The sequence below is a fragment of the Streptomyces sp. NPDC087906 genome (assembly GCF_055584925.1).
This window is the reverse complement of sequence record NZ_JBVJLC010000014.1, coordinates 75,989-96,811: the sequence shown is the minus strand read 5'-3', so window position 1 is coordinate 96,811 and position 20,823 is coordinate 75,989. Positions and strand designations below refer to the sequence as shown.

Here is a 20,823-nt window from a genome sequence, read left to right as displayed (position 1 = left end):
CACAGTGTCCGTGCCCGCAAGTAGGGTGGATGTCATGGCCGACCCCTCCAGCTACCGCCCCAAGCCGGGACAGATCCCCGACTCGCCGGGGGTCTACAAATTCCGCGACGAACACCGCCGGGTGATCTACGTCGGCAAGGCGAAGAGCCTGCGGCCCCGGCTGTCCAGCTACTTCCAGGATCTGACGAATCTCCACCCCCGTACGCGCACGATGGTCACGACCGCCGCGTCCGTGGAGTGGACGGTCGTGTCCACGGAGGTCGAGGCTCTTCAGCTCGAATACAGTTGGATCAAGGAGTTCGACCCCCGGTTCAACGTCAAGTACCGGGACGACAAGAGCTATCCGTATCTCGCCGTCACCCTCAACGAGGAGTTCCCCCGGGTCCAGGTGATGCGCGGCGCCAAGAAGAAGGGCGTGCGCTACTTCGGCCCGTACGGCCATGCGTGGGCCATCCGCGAGACGGTCGATCTGATGCTCCGGGTCTTCCCCGTGCGCACCTGCTCCGCGGGGGTGTTCAAGAACGCGGCGCGTACGGGCAGGCCCTGCCTGCTCGGCTACATCGGCAAGTGCTCGGCGCCCTGCGTGGGCCGGGTGACCCCCGAGGAGCACCGCGAACTGGCCGAGGAGTTCTGCGACTTCATGGCCGGCAGGACCGGCGCCTACATCCGCCGCCTGGAGAAGCAGATGGCGGCGGCCGCCGAGGAGATGGAGTACGAGCGGGCGGGCCGGCTCCGCGACGACATAGGGGCGCTGCGCCGGGCGATGGAGAAGAGCGCCGTGGTGCTCGCCGACGCCACCGACGCCGATCTGATCGCCGTCGCCGAGGACGAGCTGGAGGCGGCCGTCCAGATCTTCCACGTCAGGGGCGGCCGGGTGCGCGGCCAGCGCGGCTGGGTCACCGACAAGGTCGAGGCGGTCGAGACGGCGGGCCTCGTGGAGCACGCGCTCCAGCAGTTGTACGGCGAGGAGCGCGGCGACGCCGTGCCCAAGGAGGTGCTGGTCCCTGCCCTCCCCGAGGAGGCCGAGGCCGTCACGGAGTGGCTGAGCGAGCGGCGCGGCGCCCAGGTGTCCCTGCGGATCCCGCAGCGCGGCGACAAGAAGGACCTGATGGCGACGGTCGCGCGCAACGCCCAGCAGGCGCTCGTGCTGCACAAGACGAAGCGCGCCAGCGATCTGACCACCCGCTCGCGCGCCCTTGAGGAGATCGCCGAGGCCCTCGACCTGGACAGCGCGCCGCTGCGGATCGAGTGCTTCGACATCTCGCATCTCCAGGGGGACGACGTGGTCGCCTCCATGGTGGTCTTCGAGGACGGCCTGGCCCGCAAGAGCGAGTACCGCCGGTTCCAGATCAAGACCTTCGAGGGCCAGGACGACGTCCGGTCCATGCACGAGGTGATCAGCCGCCGGTTCCGGCGCTATCTGCACGAGCGGGAGCAGACGGGGGAGTGGCCCGAGCAGCAGGAGCAGCCCCCCGCCGATCCCGAAGCCGCCCCCGACGCGCCTGCCGCCGCCTCGCTCGTCGAGGACGACGGCCGACCCAAGCGCTTCGCCTACCCGCCCCAGCTCCTCGTGGTGGACGGCGGCCAGCCGCAGGTGGCAGCGGCCAAGCGGGCCCTGGACGAGCTGGGCATCGACGATGTGGCCGTCTGCGGCCTCGCCAAGCGCCTCGAAGAGGTCTGGCTGCCCGACGACAACGACCCGGTGGTGCTGCCCCGGTCCAGCGAGGGCCTGTATCTGCTCCAGCGGGTACGGGACGAGGCGCACCGCTTCGCGATCACCTACCAGCGGGCGAAAAGGGCCAAACGGATCAGGACCAGCCCGCTGGACGACGTACCGGGTCTTGGAGAGGCGCGGAAACAGGCACTCATCAAGCATTTCGGCTCGGTGAAGAAGCTGCGGCAGGCGACAATCGAGCAGATCTGTGAGGTTCCCGGGTTCGGCCGGAAGACGGCCGAGGCCGTGGTCGTGGCGCTCGCCAAGGCGGCGCCGCCCGCACCCGCCGTCAACACGGCAACAGGAGAGATCATGGAAGACAACGAGGGCAGTGCGGATGACTGAGCACGACCGGGACGGAGCGGAGCACGTGAGTACGGGCAGCGGCAAGGAGACCGGGGACGTGGCGGAACCGGCCATCCCCGAGCTGGTGATCATCTCCGGCATGTCCGGGGCCGGGCGCAGCACGGCGGCCAAGTGCCTGGAGGACCTCGGCTGGTTCGTCGTGGACAACCTGCCGCCCGCGCTGATCCCCACCATGGTGGAGCTGGGCGCCCGCTCGCAGGGCAACGTGGCCAGGATCGCCGTCGTGGTGGACGTACGGGGGCGCAGGTTCTTCGACAACCTCCGCGAGTCGCTGGCCGATCTCGACGCCAAGGGCGTCACCCGGCGGATCGTCTTCCTGGAGTCCTCCGACGAGACGCTGGTACGCCGCTTCGAGTCGGTGCGCCGCCCGCATCCGCTCCAGGGCGACGGCCGGATCGTGGACGGCATCGACGCCGAGCGCGACCTGCTGCGCGAGCTGCGCGGCGACGCCGACCTGGTGATCGACACCTCCAGCCTCAACGTCCACGAGCTGCGCGCCAAGCTGGACGCCGGATTCGCGGGCGACGAGAAGCCGGAGCTGCGGGCGACGGTCATGTCGTTCGGCTACAAGTACGGCCTGCCGGTCGACGCCGACCTCGTCGTGGACTGCCGCTTCCTGCCCAATCCGCACTGGGTCCCCGAGCTGCGCCCGTTCACCGGGCTCAACGAGGAGGTGTCCAACTACGTCTTCAACCAGCCGGGCGCCAAGGAGTTCCTCGACCGCTACACGGAACTGCTCCAGCTCATCGCCGCCGGGTACCGCCGCGAGGGCAAGCGCTATGTGACGGTCGCGGTGGGCTGTACCGGCGGCAAGCACAGATCGGTCGCCATGTCGGAGAAACTCGCCGCGCGGCTGGCCACCGAAGGCATCGAGACCGTCGTCGTCCACAGGGACATGGGGCGCGAGTGACCGGACGTACGTTCCGTATGCGGCGGCTGCGCACCGGCACCCCCGCACTCTCCTCGCGGGAACGCGGCGCGCAGCCCAAGGTCGTCGCGCTCGGCGGCGGCATGGGCCTCTCCGCCTCGCTCGCCGCGCTGCGCCGGATCACCGGCGATCTGACGGCCGTCGTCACCGTCGCCGACGACGGGGGCTCCAGCGGACGGCTGCGCGAGGAGCTGGGGGTGCTGCCGCCCGGCGATCTGCGCAAGGCGCTCGCCGCGCTCTGCGGTGACGACGAATGGGGCCAGACCTGGGCCCGGGTCATCCAGCACCGCTTCCAGTCCAAGGGCGATCTGCATGAGCACGCGGTCGGCAATCTGCTGATCGTCGCCCTGTGGGAGCAGCTCGGCGACCATGTGGCGGCGCTCGACCTCGTCGGCAAGCTCCTCGGCGCGCACGGCAGGGTGCTGCCCATGTCGGCGGTGCCGCTGGAGCTGCAAGCGCTGGTACGCGGCCATGACCCGGCCCGGCCGGACGAGGTGGACACGGTCCGCGGCCAGGCCACGGTCGCCCTCACCCGGGGCGAGGTGCAGTCCGTCCACCTCGTGCCGCACGACCCGCCTGCGGTGCCGGAGGCCGTCTCGGCCGTGCTGGACGCGGACTGGGTGGTGCTCGGTCCCGGGTCCTGGTTCTCGTCCGTGATTCCGCATCTGCTGGTGCCGCAGCTCCTCGACGCGCTCGTCGAGACCAGGGCCCGGCGGGTCCTTTCGTTGAATCTCGCACCACAACCCGGTGAAACCGATGGCTTCTCACCGCAACGTCATTTGGAGGTTTTGGGGCGACACGCCCCTAAACTCGCCTTGGACGTGGTGTTGGCCGACGAGGCCGCCGTGCCCGACCGGGACTCGCTCTCCGATGCCGCAAAACGGTTCGGCGCGACGGTCGAGCTGGCGGCGGTGGCTGCGCCCGACGGCCTTCCGAAGCATGATCCGGAGCTGTTGGCAGCCGCGTACGACCGTATTTTTCGGATGCATGGAAGGATCGGCCCATGGCGATGACGCCAGCGGTGAAGGACGAGATCGCCCGCCTCCCCGTCACCCGGACGTGCTGCAGGAAGGCCGAGGTCTCGGCGATTCTCCGCTTCGCGGGCGGGCTGCACCTGGTGAGCGGCCGCATCGTGATCGAGGCGGAGCTGGACACCAGCATCGCGGCACGCCGGCTGCGCAAGGACATTCTGGAGATCTTCGGGCACAACTCCGAGCTGGTGGTGATGGCGCCGGGCGGACTGCGGCGCGGCAGCCGCTACGTCGTACGGGTGATCACCGGCGGTGACCAGCTCGCCCGGCAGACCGGTCTGGTCGACGGCAGAGGGCGGCCGATCCGGGGGCTGCCCCCGCAGGTCGTCTCCGGCGCCACCTGCGACGCCGAGGCCGCCTGGCGGGGCGCCTTCCTCGCGCACGGCTCGCTCACCGAGCCGGGCCGCTCGTCCTCCCTCGAAGTGACCTGCCCGGGTCCCGAGGCGGCCCTCGCGCTGGTCGGCGCCGCACGCAGGCTGCAGATCGCCGCCAAGGCCCGTGAGGTGCGCGGCGTCGACCGCGTGGTCGTACGGGACGGGGACGCGATCGGCGCGCTGCTGACCCGGCTCGGCGCCCATGAGTCGGTGCTGGCCTGGGAGGAGCGGCGGATGCGGCGCGAGGTGCGCGCCACGGCCAACCGCCTCGCCAACTTCGACGACGCGAATCTGCGCCGCTCGGCCCGCGCGGCCGTCGCCGCGGGTGCCCGGGTGGGCCGCGCGCTGGAGATCCTCGGCGAGGAGGTGCCCGAGCACCTGGCGGCGGCAGGCCGGCTCCGGATGGAGCACAAGCAGGCCTCGCTGGAGGAGCTGGGCGCGCTCGCCGACCCGCCGCTCACCAAGGACGCGGTCGCCGGCCGCATCCGCAGACTGCTGGCCATGGCCGACAAGCGGGCGCAGGACCTCGGCATCCCGGGGACGGAATCCACGCTCAGCGAGGAGATGGCCGACGGCCTCGTCGGCTGACGCTCCGTCACCTTCCTTGCTCCTGACTGCCGCCGGTACCGAATAGGTGTCGGCGGCAGCTATTTTGCCCGGCGTTGACGCGCCCTTGACATGGCCATGGAGCGTCGTGACTCTGTCGTCTGCCACGCGTGTGGCACACCACGGCAAGGGGGCCACATGAGACGCAGACGCAGAGCGGGATCGATCCTCGCGGCGGGCGCACTGCTGCTGGGCGGCATCGCGGCGGCGCCCGTCGCGCAGGCGCAGGCGCAGGCGCAGCAGGGAGCAGGCCACGACAAGGCCGAGAAGGCCGACAAGGCCGGCGACAGCGTGAAGGTCTTCGAGGCCCAGGTCACCAAGGAGCAGATACCGCTGCTCCTGGCGGCGGGTCAGGACAGCCAGGAGCTGACCGAACGAGCGCCCGCCGAGGGAACCGCCGAGGTCGAGCTGTTCCTCACCGACGCCCAGGCGGGCGCGCTGGCGAAACAGGGCATCGACCTCGCCGAGCGGCGCGTCACCGCGAAGGCCGCCGCGCGCGCCGAGGCGGCCGGCGACGGCGTCTTCCGCCCGTACAGCGGCAAGGGCAACCTCCAGGAGGAGATCGTCCAGGCGGGCCAGTCCCACCCGGGCATCGCCAAGGTCGTCTCCATCGGCAAGACCCTGCGCGGCCAGGACATCCTCGCCCTCAAGCTCACCAAGGGCGCGCGCACCGGCAGGGACGGCGCCAAGCCGTCCGTGCTCTACATGTCCAACCAGCACGCCAGGGAGTGGATCACTCCCGAGACCAACCGCCGGCTGATGCACCACTACCTGGACAACTACGGCAAGGACCGGCGGATCACCAAGATCGTCGACTCCACCGAGCTGTGGTTCGTCCTGTCGGCCAACCCGGACGGCTACGACTACACGTTCAGCCCCGACGGCGACCGGCTCTGGCGCAAGAACCTGCGCGACGTCGACAAGGACGGCGCGATCACCGCGGGCGACGGCATCGACCTCAACCGCAACTTCCCCTACAAGTGGGGCTACGACGACGAGGGTTCCTCGCCCAGGCCCACCAGCGAGACGTACCGGGGCGCCGCGCCGGCCTCCGAGCCCGAGACCCGGGCGATCGACGCGCTGGAGAAGCGCGTCGGCTTCGAGTACAGCATCAACTACCACTCGGCCTCCGAGCTGCTGCTGTACGGAGTCGGCTGGCAGGTCGCGACCCCGACCCCCGACGACGTGCTGTACTCCGCGCTCGCCGGCACGCCCGACAACTCCGCGATCCCCGGCTACTACCCGCAGGTCTCCTCCGAGCTGTACACCACCAACGGAGAGGCCGACGGCCACGCGGCCAACGTCAACGGGACGCTGATGTTCACCCCGGAGATGACGACCTGCCAGACCGCTTCGGCCATCGACCCGGCCGACCAGTGGCTGCCCCAGGACTGCCAGTCCGGCTTCAACTTCCCCGACGACGAGAAGCTGATCCAGGGCGAGTTCGCCAAGAACCTGCCCTTCGCGCTCTCCGTCGCCGAGACGGCCGCCCACCCCGACGTGCCCGCGTCGGCGGTCGGCCTGAGCGCCGCCGACTTCACCCTCGACCCCTTCACCACGTCGTACGCGCGCGGCGCCGACCAGCAGGTCGCCGTCACCGTCCGCAAGTCGGTCAAGGACAAGCAGCTCAACTACCGCGTCAACGGCGGCCGTACGCACCGGGCCTCCCTCAAGGCGTGGCAGGGCGGCGAGACCTACGGCGGCGAGGACAACATCCGCTTCGACCAGTACCGCGCCGAAGTCAAGGGCGCCGACCCGGGCGACACGGTCGATGTCTGGTTCACCGGAAGGACCGCGCGCGGGAAGTCCACCGCCAGCGACCACTTCCGCTACACCGTCGTCGCACGCGCCAAGGCCGACACGATCGTGATCGCCGAGGAAGGCGCCCCCGCGACGCAGACCAAGGCGTACGTCGACGCGCTGAAGGCCAACGGCCGCACCGCCGTCGTCTGGGACGTCGCCACCCAGGGCGCCCCGCACCCGCTGGGCGTGCTGGCGCACTTCGCCACCGCCGTCCACTACACGGGCGCCGTCGAGCCCACCGGACCCACCCAGCTCGCGCTGCGCGACTTCATCAACGAGGGCGGCAAACTGATCGAGGCCGGTGAACTGGCCGGCGGCGACGCGCGGGTCGGCCGCGCCGACACCGACGACTTCAGCCAGTACTACCTCGGCGCCTACGGCCGCGACTCGGCCCCCGGCGCGACCGGCTTCACCGGAGCGGGCGCGCTCGCCGGCGCCGACACACCGCTCACCGCGGCCCCCGGCAACCCGCTCAACACGGCGGGCGCCTACACCGTCACCTCCGACACCCTCGCGCCCGAGGACTACCCGCAGTTCAAGAGCGCGCAGGGCGGCTCGTACGCCGGCATCACCAACCCGTACGCGCCCTACGCGGGCGACTGGATGGCCTCCGCCACCCACGAGGACAACGACTGGCGCAGGCTCACCCGCACCGTCGACCTCGGCTCCGTCACCGCCGCCGACCGGCCGGAGCTGCGCCTCGCGCTCAACTGGGACACCGAGCCGGGCTACGACCACGCCGTGCTCGAAGCCCGCACCACCGGCGCCGACGACTGGACCACGCTCCCCGAGGCGGGCGGCGCCACCAGCACCGAGGTACCGGCCGAGTGCGGCGCCGGGTTCTTCATCAACGGCCACCCGTTCCTCGGCCGCTACCTCACGCTCGGCGCCGACGGCTGCGCGGCCACCGGCACCAGCGGCGCGTGGAACAGCTTCACCGGCAGCTCCGACGGCTGGCGGCAGGTCGCCTTCGACCTGAGCGCCTACGCAGGACGCAGCGTGGAGGTCTCGGTCAGCTACATCACCGACCCCGGCAGCGGCGGGCGCGGCGTCTTCGCCGACGACGCGCGGCTCGCCGTGGCCGGCGCCGAACAGCAGGCCGAGGGCTTCGAGACGTCGCTGGGCGCCTGGAGCACCCCGGGCGCCCCCGAGGGCAGCCCGGCCGTGGCGGGCGACTGGGCGCGCACCCAGGCGCTCTACACGTCGTACGCGGCGGTCACCACCCGGGACACCGTGCTGCTCGGCTTCGGCCTTGAGCACGTACCCGGCGCCAAGGAGCGCGCCACGCTGCTCGGCAAGGCGCTGCGCTCGCTGCGGCACTGACCCCGGGCACCGATTGCGGTACCGGCAAGGCCGGTTGGCACCCATGACCCGTACCCGCTACTCGCGGGTACGGGTCATTACCAGCTCAGAGGGCGGCCGATGTCACTCAGCGAGGCCCGGCGGGGTAGGGTCGTAAGCGGTCGGGGACATCCCATACAGCTCGCCGGCGTCGAAAACCGGCGTACCAACGAGGAGATCGGTTCGTGACGATCCGCGTAGGCATCAACGGCTTCGGCCGCATCGGGCGTAATTACTTCCGCGCGCTGCTGGAGCAGGGTGCGGACATCGAGATCGTGGCTGTCAACGACCTGGGTGACACCGCGACCACAGCCCACTTGCTGAAGTACGACACCATCCTGGGCCGCCTCAAGGCAGAGGTGACGCACACCGCCGACACGATCACGGTCGACGGCAAGACCATCAAGGTGCTCTCCGAGCGCGACCCCGCCGACATCCCGTGGGGCGACCTCGGCGTCGACATCGTCATCGAGTCGACCGGCATCTTCACCAAGAAGGCCGACGCCCAGAAGCACATCACGGGCGGCGCGAAGAAGGTCCTCATCTCGGCTCCGGCCACCGACGAGGACATCACGATCGTGCTCGGCGTCAACGAAGACAAGTACGACGCCGCGAAGCACAACATCATCTCCAACGCCTCGTGCACGACGAACTGCGTCGCGCCGATGGCCAAGGTTCTCCTGGAGAACTTCGGCATCGTGTCGGGCCTGATGACCACGGTCCACGCCTACACCAGCGACCAGCGTCTGCAGGACTTCCCGCACAAGGACCTGCGCAGGGCGCGCGCCGCCGCCGAGAACATCATCCCGGCGAGCACCGGCGCAGCGAAGGCCCTCGGCCTGGTCATCCCGGAGCTGGCGGGCAAGCTCAACGGCATGGCGATGCGCGTCCCGGTCCCCACGGGCTCCATCACCGACCTGGTCGTCGAGACGGAGCGGGTGGTGACCAAGGAAGAGGTCAACGCCGCGTTCAAGAAGGCCTCCGAGGGTGAGCTGAAGGCGTACCTGGACTACACCGAGGACCCGATCGTCTCCTCGGACATCGTCAACTGGCCGGCCTCCTGCACCTTCGACTCCTCCCTGACCATGGTCCAGGGCAAGAGCGTCAAGGTCCTCGGCTGGTACGACAACGAGTGGGGCTACTCCAACCGTCTCGTCGACCTCACGGTCTTCGTCGGCGCCCGGCTCTGACCACCGGCCGGTAGGCATCGGTGCCCCTCGCGGCACCAGATATGAGCGACAGGGCTCGGTCGGCGCGAACCGCGCCGTTCGGGCCCTGTCGCCTGTGTAGAACCCGCCCGGCAGTTCACCCCAAGGAGCCCAGCAACAGATGAAGACGATTGACGAACTTCTGACCGAAGGGGTCACCGGTAAGCGCGTTTTCGTCCGCGCCGACCTCAACGTGCCGCTCGACGGCGACACCATCACCGACGACGGCCGGATCCGCGCCGTGCAGCCGACGGTCGCCCGCCTCGCCGAGGCCGGCGCGCGCGTGATCGTCGCCTCCCACCTCGGCCGCCCCAAGGGCGCGCCCGACCCCGCCTTCTCGCTCGCCCCCGCGGCCACGCGCCTCGGCGAACTCCTCGGCAAGGACGTGGCGTTCGCGACCGACACGGTCGGCGAATCCGCCAAGGCCGTCGTCGCCGGACTCGCCGACGGCCAGGTCGCCGTCATCGAGAACCTCCGCTTCAACCCCGGCGAGACCGCGAAGGACGACGCCGAGCGCGGCGCCTTCGCCGACCAGCTCGCCGAACTGGCCGATGTGTACGTGGGCGACGGCTTCGGCGCCGTGCACCGCAAGCACGCCTCGGTCTTCGACCTGCCGGCCCGGCTGCCGCACGCCGCCGGCGGGCTCATCGCCACCGAGGTCGGTGTCCTGAAGAAGCTCACCGAGGACGTCAAGCGGCCCTACGCCGTCGTTCTCGGCGGTGCCAAGGTCTCCGACAAGCTCGGTGTCATCGACCACCTGCTGGAGAAGGCCGACCGCATCCTCATCGGCGGCGGCATGGCCTTCACCTTCCTGAAGGCGCAGGGCCACGAGGTCGGCTCCTCGCTCCTCCAGGAGGACCAGATCCCGGCCGTCCAGGGCTATCTCAAGCGCGCCGAGGAGCGCGGTGTGGAGTTCGTGCTCCCCGTCGACTTCCTCGTGGCGCCCGAGTTCCCCGACCTGAAGGCCAAGGCACCGACCCACCCCGAGACGGTACGGGCCGACGCCATGCCCGAGGGCAAGATGGGCCTGGACAACGGCCCGGAGACCTGCGCGCTGTACGCGTCGAAGCTCGCCGACGCGCAGACGGTGTTCTGGAACGGCCCCATGGGCGTCTTCGAGCACCCCGACTACGCCGAGGGGACCCGCGCGGTCGCCCAGGCGCTCATCGACTCGTCCGCCTTCACGGTGGTCGGCGGTGGCGACTCCGCCGCCGCCGTACGCATCCTGGGCTTCGACGAGAACGCATTCGGCCATATTTCGACCGGCGGCGGTGCCAGCCTCGAATACCTCGAAGGCAAGACGCTGCCCGGCCTCGCCGCACTGGAGGACTGACCGTTCCATGACCGCTTCCGCTGATTCAGCAGAGAAGAACGCCGGCCGCACCCCGCTGATGGCCGGCAACTGGAAGATGAACCTCAACCACCTTGAGGCCATCGCCCATGTCCAGAAGCTGTCGTTCGGCCTCGCCGACAAGGACTACGAAGCCGTCGAGGTCGCCGTCCTGGCGCCCTTCACCGATCTGCGCTCCGTGCAGACGCTGGTCGACGGGGACAAGCTCAAGATCAAGTACGGCGCCCAGGACATCTCGGCGCACGACTCGGGCGCCTACACCGGCGAGATCTCGGGCCCGATGCTGGCCAAGCTCAAGTGCACCTACGTGGCCGTCGGTCACTCCGAGCGACGGCAGTACCACGCCGAGTCGGACGAGGTCTGCAACGCCAAGGTGAAGGCGGCCTACAAGCACGGGCTGACCCCGATCCTCTGCGTCGGCGAGGGCCTGGACATCCGCAAGGCCGGCGACCAGGTCGCGTACACGCTCGCGCAGCTCGACGGCGGCCTCAAGGACGTCACGGCCGAGCAGGCCGAGACGGTCGTGATCGCCTACGAGCCGGTGTGGGCCATCGGCACCGGCGAGGTCGCCACCCCCGAGGACGCGCAGGAGGTCTGCGGGGCGATCCGCGGCAGGCTCGCCGAGCTGTACTCGCAGGAGCTGGCCGACAAGGTCCGCATCCAGTACGGCGGCTCGGTCAAGTCCGGCAATGTCGCCGCGATCATGAAGCAGCCCGATGTGGACGGCGCCCTCGTGGGCGGCGCGGCGCTCGACGCCGAGGAGTTCGTCAAGATCGTGCGCTTCCGCGACCAGTGAGTATGCGCTAGAGCGGATCCGTCGTACCCTTGCGGGGATTAAGTGGCGTGCCACTTGGTCCCCGCAGTCCATTTTCAGTCCTGTCAGTCCGAGAAGGTTGGTTCAGCCGTGGTTATGGGGTTCCAGATCGCCCTGATCGTCTTCAGCCTGCTGCTCATGCTGCTGGTGCTGATGCACAAGGGAAAGGGCGGCGGCCTCTCCGACATGTTCGGTGGCGGAATGCAGTCGTCCGTCGGTGGTTCCTCGGTTGCCGAGCGTAACCTCGACCGCATCACCGTAGTTGTGGGTCTGCTGTGGTTCGCGAGCATTGTCGCGCTTGGTCTGCTGATCAAGCTCGATAGCTGACTTCGCGTACGGTACGTCGCCGCGGGGCGCGGCCTATCATGAGGTTCCGCGCCCGGCGGAGGGGGTAACTCCCTTCACCGGACGCGCGTTGGGCCTTACGTAGACTGGGGCGCCCGGCAGCGGAGCTGCCTACAGATGCTTTGCGGCACCATCACGCAGGGAGTTACGACCGTGGCAAGTGGCAACGCGATCCGGGGAAGCCGGGTCGGAGCGGGGCCGATGGGTGAGGCCGAGCGTGGCGAGTCCGCGCCCCGTCTGCGCATCTCCTTCTGGTGCTCCAACGGGCATGAGACGGTGCCGAGCTTCGCCAGTGACGCACAGGTCCCGGAGACGTGGGACTGCCCGCGCTGCGGCTTCCCGGCAGGTCAGGACCGGGACAACCCGCCGGACCCGCCGCGCACCGAACCGTACAAGACCCACCTCGCCTATGTGCGCGAGCGGCGCAGCGACGCCGACGGCGAGGCGATCCTCGCCGAGGCCCTCGCCAAGCTGCGCGGCGAGATCTGAGCTTCCCTTCCCCGGCCGGTCGCGACACCAAGCGCCCGGCCGGTTCTGCGTACCGGGCCTGCGCCTTCTTCGTACCGGAGCCGCCGCCTCGGCGCGGGCCGGGCCGACCCCTCGCGGCGACCTCTGATCAATTAGGTTGGAGGGGCAGCAGGGCACGCACGCAGGTACGAGAAGAAGTGGGCTGATGTCCGAGATGAACGCAGAAAGCCGTACCAGGCTCAACCGGCTGCCCGAGTGGAGCGCTCTGGGCAAGCACCGTGAGCAGTTGGCCGACACGCATCTGCGGGAGCTGTTCGCCGGCGACCCGGCGCGCGGCACCGGTTACACGCTCCAGGTGGGTGATCTCCATCTGGACTACTCCAAGCACCTGGTGACCGACGAGACCCTGGCGCTGCTGCGCGAGCTGGCCGCCGCCACCAAGGTCACCGAGCTGCGGGACGCGATGTTCCGCGGCGACAAGATCAACACCACCGAGGACCGCGCGGTGCTGCACACCGCGCTGCGCGCCCCGCGCGACGCCGTCGTGGAGGTGGACGGGGAGAACGTGATCCCCGCCGTGCACGCCGTGCTCGACAAGATGGCCTCCTTCGCCGACCGGATCAGGTCCGGCGAGTGGCGCGGCCACACGGGCCTGCCCATCAAGAACGTCGTGAACATCGGCATCGGCGGCTCCGACCTCGGACCCGCGATGGCCTACGAGGCGCTGAAGTCCTTCACCGACCGCGACATCACCGTACGGTTCGTCTCCAACGTGGACGGCGCGGACCTGCACGAGGCCGTGCGGGACCTGAACGCGGCCGAGACGCTGTTCGTCATCGCCTCCAAGACCTTCACCACCGTCGAGACCATCACCAACGCCACCTCGGCGCGCAACTGGCTGCTGACGGAACTGACGGCCGATCAGGACGCCGTCGCCAAGCACTTCGTGGCGCTGTCCACCAACGGTGTGAAGGTCTCCGACTTCGGCATCGACACGGCCAACATGTTCGAGTTCTGGGACTGGGTCGGCGGCCGCTACTCGTACGACTCCGCCATCGGCCTCTCCCTGATGATCGCGATCGGCCCGGACCGCTTCCGCGAGATGCTGGACGGCTTCCATCTCGTCGACGAGCACTTCCGCACCGCGCCGCCCGAGGCCAACGCGCCTTTGCTGCTGGGCCTGTTGGGCGTCTGGTACGGCTCGTTCTTCGACGCGCAGTCGCATGCCGTGCTGCCGTACAGCCACTACCTGTCGAAGTTCACCGCGTACCTCCAGCAGTTGGACATGGAGTCCAACGGCAAGTCGGTCGACCGCGACGGCAACCCCGTCGACTGGCAGACAGGGCCGGTCGTCTGGGGCACGCCAGGCACCAACGGGCAGCACGCGTACTACCAGTTGATCCACCAGGGCACGAAGATCATCCCCGCCGACTTCATCGGCTTCGCCCGGCCGGTCGACGACCTGCGCAGCGGTCTCGTCGCCCAGCACGACCTGCTGATGGCCAACTTCTTCGCCCAGACACAGGCGTTGGCCTTCGGCAAGACCCCCGAAGAGGTACGGGCCGAGGGCGTGCCCGAGGAACTGGTGCCGCACAAGACGTTCCGCGGCAACCACCCGACGACCACGATCCTCGCCGACACCCTGACCCCCTCCGTGCTGGGCCAGTTGATCGCGCTGTACGAGCACAAGGTGTTCGTCCAGGGCGCCGTGTGGAACATCGACTCGTTCGACCAGTGGGGTGTGGAACTCGGCAAGGTGCTCGCCAAGGAGATCGAGCCGGTCCTCACCGGGGACAAGCCGGCCGAAGGGCTCGACAGCTCCACGGCGGCGCTCGTCGCCACGTACCGCACCCTGCGCGGTCGCTGACCGGATGAGATCTGGGGCGGTGGCGGAGGGGCTGCGGCTGCGGGCGCCGAAGAACACACCGGCGCCGCGGGCCGTCGGCTGGTGGCGCGCGCAGTGGCTGCTGCGGACCGCCGTCCCTGTCGCGCTCCTCGTGGTCCTGGCGGTGCTCATCACCCCCGCCAGGACCTGGCTGCTGGTCCCCGCCGCCGTCCTCGCCGTGCTCGGCGCGGGCTGCGCCGCCGTCGTACCGCTCTGGCGCTTCCGGGTGCACCGGTGGGAGGTGACGGACGAGGCGGTCTACGTCCGCACCGGGGTGTTCTGGCAGGAGTGGCGGATCGCGCCGATGTCCAGGATCCAGACGGTGGACACCGTGCGCGGCCCGCTGGAGCAGTTGTTCCGGCTCTCCACGGTCATCGTCACCACCGCCTCGTCCAAGGGCGCGGTGCATATCGCCGGGCTCGACCACGAGACGGCGTCGTCGCTCGCTCAGCAGCTCACCCACATCACCCAGGCCACGCCCGGGGACGCCACATGAGCGAGGCGGGGGAGTGGTCCGCCGCGCAGGAGCAGGTCGTACCGGAGCCCGCCGCTCAGGAGTCTGTGACGCAGGAGTCCGCGGCCCCCTGGCGGCGGCTCGCGCCCGGCACCCTGCTCGTCACCGCGGCCGTCATGGCGGGCATCGCGCTCGGCGCCGGTGTGCCGACCGCGCTCGGGATATCCAACGGCCTCGGGCCCGTCCGCGCCGTCGCCTGGGTGCTGGCGGCGACGCTCGTCTTCATCGTCTGCGGCACCGGCGCCGACTACATACGCTGGCGCCGCACCCGCTACCGTATCGGCGCCGAACGCGCCGAACTCCACACCGGACTGCTGCTGGTGAAGCGCCGCTCGCTGGCGCGCGAGCGGATCCGCAGCGTCGATCTGACCGCCAACCCGCTGCTGCGCGTCCTCGGCCTGGTGAAGGTGCGGATAGGGACGGGGGAGCACTCCGGCGAGTCCACGCTGGAACTCGACCTGGTCACCCGCCAGGAGGGCGAACGGCTGCGCAGGGAACTGCTCGACCGCGCCCCGGGCGCGCCCGGCGCACACCGCGAGGGCGTACTCGCCGCGCTCGACCCGCGCTGGATCCGGTACGCGCCGATGTCGTTCCTCGCCCCCGTGCTCGGCGGCGCGGCGGCCGGCGGACTGCTGCAGATCAGCGACTGGTTCGGGGCCCAGCGGCAGGTCGTCGACTGGATAGCGCACCGGCTCGCCGACGCCCCGCTCGGCTGGGCCATCGTGCTGCTGGTGGGCGCGGCCGGGCTCGCGGGCGTCGTCGGGACGCTCGGCCTGTGGGTCGAGATGTGGTGGAACTACCGCATCGAGCGCGAACCCGGCGGCACGCTCCGGGTCAGGCGCGGGCTGTTCACGGCGCGCTCCGTCTCCATCGAGGAGCGGCGGCTGCGCGGGGTGGAACTGGTCGAGCCCTTCGGCGTACGGCTGCTCGGCGCCGCCCGGCTCGACGCGGTCGCCACCGGGCTCGCCCATGACGACGAGGACAAGCACGTCGACCACAAGAACCTGCTCCCGGCGGCGCCCCGCGCGGTGGCCCAGGAACTGGCGGCGCAAGTGCTGCGGGAGCCGGTGTCGCCCACCCAGGGCGCCCCACTCACCCCGCACCCGCCGGCCGCCCGAGGCCGCCGGCTGCGCCGCGCGCTCGCCGCCGCCCTGGCGCCGGTCCTGATCCTCACGCTCCTCGGCCTGACCGTCACGGACGTCCTGCTGCCGGTCGCCGCCGGCGTGGCCGTGGTCGCCGTGCCCACGGCGGTGCTGCTGGCCCTCGACGCGGCCGGAAACCTCGGCCACGGCATCAGCGGCGGCTATCTGGTCGCCCGCTCCGGCACCCTGCGCCGCTCCACGGTCGCCCTCCAACGCGCGGGCGTCATCGGCTGGACGATCCGCCAGACCGCCTTCCAACGCCGCGCGGGCCTGCTCACCCTGACGGCGACCACAGCGGCGGGCGAAGGCGCCTACCACATACGCGACGCGGCCCAGAGCGAAGGACTGGCCTTCGCCGAAGAGGCGGTACCGCCCCTCCTGACCCCGTTCCTGGACCGCGACCCCGCCTGACACGCACCGCGGCCCGGTCCGCCGTGGTGGCGAACCGGGCCGTGGGGCCTGCGAGTTGACGGTGTGTCAGGCCGACGCCGCCGGGTACAGGTCGCGCGGCAGTTTGGACGCCGCCGCCTCGTCCAGCAGCCACAGGGTGCGGCCGCGGCCGTACGCGCCCGCCGCCGGGGCCTGGATCTCGCCCGCGCCGGAGAGGGCGATCTCCGCCGCCTCCGCCTTGTCCTCGCCCGCCGCGAGCAGCCACACCTCGTGGGCCGCCCGGATCGCCGGGAGAGTGAGCGAGATGCGCAGCGGGGGCGGTTTGGGTGCGCCCTGGACGGCGACGACCGTGCGCTCCGTCTCCCGTACGCCCGGCAGCTCCGGGAAGAGCGAGGCCACATGCGTGTCGGGTCCGACGCCCAGCATCAGGACGTCGAAGCTCGGCACCTGCGCGTGGTCCTCGGGCCGTGCGGCCGCGGCGAGTTCGGTCGCGTACGCCGCTGCCGCCGCCTCCACGTCGCTGCCGTACGGGCCGTCCGAAGCGGCCATCGCGTGCACCCGCGCGGGGTCCAGCGGAACCGAGTCGAGCAGCGCCGCGCGGGCCTGCGTCACGTTGCGCTCCGGATCGCCGTCCGGCAGGAAGCGCTCGTCGCCCCACCACAGGTCGAGCCGCGACCAGTCGACCGCGTCCCTGGCGGGCGCTTCGGACAGGGCGGCCAGCAGGCCGTTGCCGTTGCGGCCGCCCGTGAGGACGATCGAGGCGTGGCCACGGGAGGCCTGGGCGTCCACGATCTTCGTGATCAGCCGGGCCGCCGTGGCCTGCGCCATCAGTTCCTTGTCGCGGTGCACGACCAGTTGGGGCACGCTCACTTCGACGCCGCCTTCTTGGCCGGTGCCTTCTTCGCCGCTGCGGCCGGGGCCGCCTTGTCACCGCCGGCGGACGCCGAGCCCTCGTCGAGCCGCTCGACGCCGAGCTTCAGCGCCGACGCGTACGTCTCGTCGGGGTCGAGCCTGCGCAGCTCCTCGGCGATCAGCTCCGAGGTCTCCCGGCGCTTGAGCGCCACCGCGCGGTCCGGCTGGCCCTGGATGGAGAGCGTCGCCAGCGAGCCGTCGGCCCGGTCGAGCACGATCGGACCGCAGGTCGTCTCCATCCGGACGGCGGTGAGTCCTGGGCCGCTGGAGACGGAGCGCTTGACCGCCACATGCAGCCGGTCGGCGAGCCACATGCCGAGCAGCTCGCAGCTCGGGTTGAACTCCTCGCCCTCCACCTCGACCGAGGTGACCTCGCAGTCGACCTGGTCGAGCGCCGCGGCGAGCATCGAGCGCCACGGGGTGATCCGGCTCCAGGCCAGGTCCGTGTCGCCCGGGGTGTACACCGCCTGCCGGGCGGCCAGCTCCTGCACGGGGTGCTGGGCGGCGTACGTGTCCGTCACGCGGCGCTGGGCCAGCTTGCCCAGCGGGTCCTTCGCCGGGTCGGCCGGCGAGTTGACCGGCCACCAGACGACGACGGGCGCGTCGGGCAGCAGCAGCGGCAGCACCACCGACTGGGCGTGGTCGATGACCTCGCCGTACAGCCGCAGCACGACCGTCTCGCCGGTCCCGGCGTCGGCGCCGACCCGCACCTCGGCGTCGAGGCGCGCGTTGGCCCGGTCGCGCGGCGAGCGCGAGGGGCGCTTGACGACGACCAGGATCCGCGACGGGTGCTCCCTGGAGGCGTCACTCGCCGCCTTGAGCGCGTCGTACGCGTTCTCCTCGTCGGTGACGATGACCAGGGTGAGGACCATGCCGACGGCGGGCGCGCCCACCGAGCGGCGGCCCTGTACCAGCGCCTTGTTGATCTTGCTGGACGTGGTGTCCGTAAGGTCGATCTTCATGGCCGACGCCAGCTCCGTCCGTCTCGTGCGAGCATTTCGTCCGCCTCGACAGGACCCCAGGTCCCGGACTCGTACTGCGCGGGCTTGCCGTGCTTGTCCCAGAACTGCTCGACCGGGTCGAGGATCGTCCAGGACAGCTCCACCTCTTCCGTGCGCGGGAAGAGGTTCGAGTCGCCGAGCAGCACATCGAGGATGAGCCGCTCGTACGCCTCGGGGCTCGACTCGGTGAAGGACTCGCCGTAGGCGAAGTCCATCGACACGTCCCGCACCTCCATCGAGGTACCGGGCACCTTGGAGCCGAACCGCATCGTCACGCCCTCGTCCGGCTGGACCCGGATCACCAGGGCGTTCTGCCCCAGCTCCTCGGTGGCCGTGTGGTCGAAGGGGGAGTGCGGCGCGCGCTGGAAGACGACCGCGATCTCGGTGACGCGGCGGCCGAGGCGCTTGCCGGTGCGGAGGTAGAAGGGAACGCCCGCCCAGCGGCGGTTGTCGATCCCGACCTTGATCGCCGCGTAGGTGTCGGTCTTCGACTTGGGGTCGATCCCGTCCTCCTGCAGATAGCCGACGGCGCGCTCGCCGCCCTGCCAGCCGGCGGCGTACTGCCCGCGCACCGTGTCGGCGCCCAGGTCCTGCGGCAGCCTTACGGCGCCCAGGACCTTGGTCTTCTCAGCGGCGAGCGCGTCCGCGTCGAAGGAGGCGGGCTCCTCCATGGCGGTCAGCGCGAGCAACTGGAGCAGGTGGTTCTGGATGACGTCGCGGGCGGCGCCGATGCCGTCGTAGTAGCCGGCCCGGCCGCCGATGCCGATGTCCTCGGCCATGGTGATCTGGACATGGTCCACGTACGACCGGTTCCAGATCGGCTCGAAGAGGGTGTTGGCGAACCGCAGCGCCAGGATGTTCTGGACGGTCTCCTTGCCCAGGTAGTGGTCGATCCTGAAGACCTCGTTGGACGGGAAGACCTCGTGGACGACCTTGTTCAGCTCCTTGGCGGACACCAGGTCGTGGCCGAACGGCTTCTCGATGACCGCGCGGCGCCAGGAGCCTTCCTTCTGGTCCGCGAGCCCGTGCTTCTTGAGCTGCTGGACGACCTTCGGGAAGAACTTCGGCGGCACGGACAGGTAGAAGGCGAAGTTGCCTCCGGTGCCCTGCTTCTTGTCCAGGTCCTCGATCGTCGCCTTCAGGTTCTCGAACGCGTCGTCGTCGTCGAAGTCGCCCTGGACGAAGCGCATCCCCTGGATGAGCTGCTGCCAGACCTCCTCGCGGAACGGCGTGCGCGCGTGCTCCTTGACGGCGTCATGGACCTCCTGCGCGAAGTCCTCGTCCTGCCACTCGCGGCGCGCGAAGCCGATGAGCGAGAAGCCCGGCGGCAGCAGGCCGCGGTTGGCCAGGTCATAGATGGCGGGCATCAGCTTTTTGCGGGACAAATCGCCCGTGACGCCGAAGATGACCAGGCCCGAAGGCCCCGCGATACGCGGGAGCCGTCGGTCCTGAGCGTCACGGAGCGGATTCGCTCCGTGGGTTGCGGTCAAGGGTTCAGCCCTCCGAAGGGGCGAGGCGCTTGAGCTCCGCCTCGGTCGACTTGAGCAGATCGGTCCAGGACGCCTCGAACTTCTCGACGCCCTCGTCCTCCAGCAACTGGACGACCTCGTCGTACGAGATCCCCAGCTTCTCGACGGCCTCGATGTCGGCTCGCGCCTGGTCGTACGTGCCGCGCACCGTGTCACCGGTGATCGAGCCGTGGTCGGCGGTGGCGTCGAGCGTCGCCTCCGGCATGGTGTTGACCGTGTTCGGGGCGACCAGGTCGTCGACGTACAGCGTGTCCTTGTACGCCTTGTCCTTCACGCCCGTCGAGGCCCACAGCGGACGCTGCTTGTTGGCCTGCGCCCGGTCGAGGGCCGCCCAGCGCTCGGAGCTGAAGACCTCCTCGTACGCCTCGTAGGCGAGCCGGGCGTTGGCGAGGGCGACCTTGCCGCGCGCGGCCTTCGCCTCGTCCGTGCCCAGCGCGTCGAGCCGCTTGTCGATCTCGGTGTCCACCCGGGACACGAAGAAGGACGCCACCGAGTGGATCTTGGAGAGGTCGAGCCCCGCGGCCTTCGCCTTCTCCAGACCCGACAGGTACGCGTCCATGACCTTGCGGTAGCGCTCCAGCGAGAAGATCAGCGTGACGTTGACGCTGATGCCCCTGCCGATGGTCTCCGTGATCGCCGGCAGGCCCGCCTCGGTCGCCGGGATCTTGATGAGCGTGTTCGGGCGGTCCACCAGCCAGGCGAGCTGCTTGGCCTCGGCGACGGTCGCCCGGGTGTTGTGCGCGAGCCGCGGGTCCACCTCGATGGAGACCCGGCCGTCCTGGCCGCCCGTCGCGTCGAAGGTCGGACGCAGGATGTCGGCCGCGTCGCGCACGTCCGCCGTCGTGATCATCCGGACGGCTTCCTCGACGGTGACCCGGCGCGTGGCCAGGTCCGTGAGCTGGGTGTCGTACCCGTCGCCCTGCGAGATCGCCTTCTGGAAGATCGAGGGGTTCGTGGTCACGCCCACCACATGCTGCTGGTCGATCAGTTCGGCCAGATTGCCGGACGTGATCCGCTTGCGTGAAAGGTCGTCGAGCCAGATCGCGACGCCTTCGTCGGAGAGGCGCTTGAGTGCGTCTGTCATGAGAGTTGCATCTCCTA

General features: G+C 70.4%; 17 protein-coding genes. 13 read left to right on the top strand and 4 right to left on the bottom strand.

The genetic code is table 11. The features are described 5' to 3' along the window. Positions 1-34 precede the first annotated feature (34 nt). The 13 genes from uvrC (at position 35) to ACZ63I_RS30700 (ending at position 16,301) form a co-directional block, all read left to right on the top strand. Entirely contained in the window at positions 35-2,059 is a 2,025-nt protein-coding gene (uvrC, locus tag ACZ63I_RS30760) for an excinuclease ABC subunit UvrC (protein ID WP_469342525.1), read from the top strand. After that, entirely contained in the window at positions 2,052-2,990 is a 939-nt protein-coding gene (gene rapZ / locus ACZ63I_RS30755; protein WP_469342524.1) for an RNase adapter RapZ, read from the top strand. The genes uvrC and rapZ overlap by 8 nt, the downstream gene beginning before the upstream one ends. Then, complete coding sequence (locus ACZ63I_RS30750) at positions 2,987-4,021, top strand: gluconeogenesis factor YvcK family protein (protein ID WP_107070110.1); 1,035 nt, start codon at positions 2,987-2,989, stop codon at positions 4,019-4,021. Before rapZ ends, ACZ63I_RS30750 begins: the two co-directional genes overlap by 4 nt. Then, complete coding sequence (gene whiA, locus ACZ63I_RS30745; protein WP_041990916.1) at positions 4,012-5,001, top strand: DNA-binding protein WhiA; 990 nt, start codon at positions 4,012-4,014, stop codon at positions 4,999-5,001. Before ACZ63I_RS30750 ends, whiA begins: the two co-directional genes overlap by 10 nt. A 156-nt stretch (positions 5,002-5,157) precedes the next feature. Continuing rightward, positions 5,158-8,145: a M14 family metallopeptidase gene (locus ACZ63I_RS30740; RefSeq protein WP_469342523.1), complete on the top strand. Its 2,988-nt coding sequence runs from the start codon at positions 5,158-5,160 to the stop codon at positions 8,143-8,145. Positions 8,146-8,348: 203 nt separating this feature from the next. Beyond that, positions 8,349-9,353: a type I glyceraldehyde-3-phosphate dehydrogenase gene (gene gap, locus ACZ63I_RS30735; protein WP_469342522.1), complete on the top strand. Its 1,005-nt coding sequence runs from the start codon at positions 8,349-8,351 to the stop codon at positions 9,351-9,353. Between the two features lie 139 nt (positions 9,354-9,492). Further along, positions 9,493-10,704, top strand: a complete 1,212-nt coding sequence (locus ACZ63I_RS30730) for a phosphoglycerate kinase (RefSeq protein ID WP_469342521.1) — start codon at positions 9,493-9,495, stop codon at positions 10,702-10,704. A 7-nt stretch (positions 10,705-10,711) separates the two neighbouring features. Continuing rightward, positions 10,712-11,518 carry a triose-phosphate isomerase gene (gene tpiA / locus ACZ63I_RS30725; protein ID WP_469342520.1) on the top strand — a complete coding sequence of 269 codons (807 nt, stop codon included), beginning with the start codon at positions 10,712-10,714 and terminating at the stop codon, positions 11,516-11,518. A 108-nt stretch (positions 11,519-11,626) separates the two neighbouring features. Continuing rightward, positions 11,627-11,863 (top strand): preprotein translocase subunit SecG, encoded by a 237-nt coding sequence (gene secG / locus ACZ63I_RS30720; protein ID WP_078863696.1) that lies wholly within the window; start codon positions 11,627-11,629, stop codon positions 11,861-11,863. Positions 11,864-12,034: 171 nt separating this feature from the next. Further along, entirely contained in the window at positions 12,035-12,370 is a 336-nt protein-coding gene (locus ACZ63I_RS30715) for an RNA polymerase-binding protein RbpA (RefSeq protein ID WP_078615979.1), read from the top strand. Between the two features lie 193 nt (positions 12,371-12,563). Next, complete coding sequence (gene pgi / locus ACZ63I_RS30710) at positions 12,564-14,216, top strand: glucose-6-phosphate isomerase (protein WP_469342632.1); 1,653 nt, start codon at positions 12,564-12,566, stop codon at positions 14,214-14,216. Positions 14,217-14,220: 4 nt separating this feature from the next. Continuing rightward, positions 14,221-14,730, top strand: a complete 510-nt coding sequence (locus ACZ63I_RS30705) for a PH domain-containing protein (protein ID WP_469342519.1) — start codon at positions 14,221-14,223, stop codon at positions 14,728-14,730. Next, complete coding sequence (locus ACZ63I_RS30700; protein WP_469342517.1) at positions 14,727-16,301, top strand: PH domain-containing protein; 1,575 nt, start codon at positions 14,727-14,729, stop codon at positions 16,299-16,301. Before ACZ63I_RS30705 ends, ACZ63I_RS30700 begins: the two co-directional genes overlap by 4 nt. 66 nt (positions 16,302-16,367) lie before the next feature. On the opposite strand, the gene pgl is transcribed toward ACZ63I_RS30700, so the two are convergent. The 4 genes from pgl to tal are packed head-to-tail and all read right to left on the bottom strand — an operon-like array spanning position 16,368 to position 20,806. Continuing rightward, the gene (gene pgl / locus ACZ63I_RS30695) at positions 16,368-17,150 is read right to left on the bottom strand and encodes a 6-phosphogluconolactonase (RefSeq protein ID WP_469342516.1); all 783 of its coding nucleotides are present in this window, start codon (positions 17,148-17,150) and stop codon (positions 16,368-16,370) included. Further along, positions 17,147-18,154, bottom strand: coding sequence for a glucose-6-phosphate dehydrogenase assembly protein OpcA (gene opcA, locus ACZ63I_RS30690; protein ID WP_469342515.1), 1,008 nt, complete (start codon positions 18,152-18,154; stop codon positions 17,147-17,149). The genes pgl and opcA overlap by 4 nt, the downstream gene beginning before the upstream one ends. After that, complete coding sequence (gene zwf / locus ACZ63I_RS30685) at positions 18,151-19,683, bottom strand: glucose-6-phosphate dehydrogenase (RefSeq protein ID WP_469342514.1); 1,533 nt, start codon at positions 19,681-19,683, stop codon at positions 18,151-18,153. Before zwf ends, opcA begins: the two co-directional genes overlap by 4 nt. 4 nt (positions 19,684-19,687) lie before the next feature. Next, a complete protein-coding gene (gene tal, locus ACZ63I_RS30680; RefSeq protein WP_469342513.1) occupies positions 19,688-20,806 on the bottom strand; it encodes a transaldolase in 1,119 nt (372 codons plus the stop codon). Positions 20,807-20,823: the final 17 nt, after the last annotated feature.